The organism is Leisingera sp. F5 (genome assembly GCF_001593695.1).
The window spans coordinates 1-1,003 of record NZ_LUKH01001478.1; the positions used below are offsets into that span (position 1 = coordinate 1).

The 1,003-nt window shown below is 60.7% G+C and carries 1 protein-coding gene; it reads right to left on the reverse strand.

The window, feature by feature from the left end:
• The coding region (locus tag A2I95_RS42395) for a calcium-binding protein (protein ID WP_367153234.1) at positions 1-1,003 on the reverse strand (1,003 nt) is incomplete at both ends.

Genomic DNA, 1,003 nt, shown 5'->3' on the forward strand with positions numbered 1-1,003 from the left:
GACAGATCCTTGGCAGTGAACGTGTCGTCGCCATCGCCGCCGGTGGCGGCATCCCCTTCGCCCACGTTCAGGCTGTCGTCACCGCTTCCGCCCTCCAGCGTGTCGGCGCCGCTTCCGCCGGTCAGCGTGTCATTGCCGCCTTGGCCATAGATCACGTCATCGCCGGCACCGCCGGAAATACTGTCATCGCCTTCTGCGGGGTCTTCAGGCGGAACCGTGAAAGTGATGTTTGAGATCGTATAGTCGGAGCCGTCGGTGCCGTCGGTCTGCAGGTTGGCCGACAGAACAAGTTGGTCAAACGCGCCATAGCCGTTGATGTCGACAGTCCCGGTGCCTGTTCCGGCGACATCTTCGGTGAAATCTCCCTGGGCGATCAGGACGCCGTCCTTGTAGATCGCCCAATGGCCTTCTTCGCCGTGACTATCGGAAAACAGGTGCTTGAAGGTAAAGCTGGCGTCGGTTGTGTCCTGATCGAAGTCGACGATCAGCTCTTCGGAAATGCCCGATGCCTTGTCATATCCAATTTGAGCGTCAACGCCGCTGTCGGAATCTGAAACCGCTCCGGCAACGCCAAAGGCGCCATCATAATAGTCAATATTGGCGGCATTGGCGGTGCCCGACAGATCCTTGGCAGTGACCGTGAAGCCGCTGCTGGTGTCGGTGACATTGGAATTATCAATACTTTCCTGGGAGTTCGCCAGGCCGGCCTCGGTGCTGCTGTCACCATAGATCGTGTCGTCGCCACCGCCGCCTTCCAGGCTGTCGCCGCCTTCACCGCCGAATACCATGTCGTCGTCCGCACCGGCATCAACTGTATCATCGTCGGCGCCGGCCTCAACCGTGTCCTGATTGCCCGAGGCGCCGCCGCCGCTGCCATTGTCGATCTGATCGCCGTCGCCATCGGTGTAAGTGCCGTCGATACTGTCAGAACCGCTGGAGCCCTCAACCGGCCCGTCGGTGTCTGTATAGGCGGGTGGGTTGTCGGCGCTGGCTGAGCTGAAGG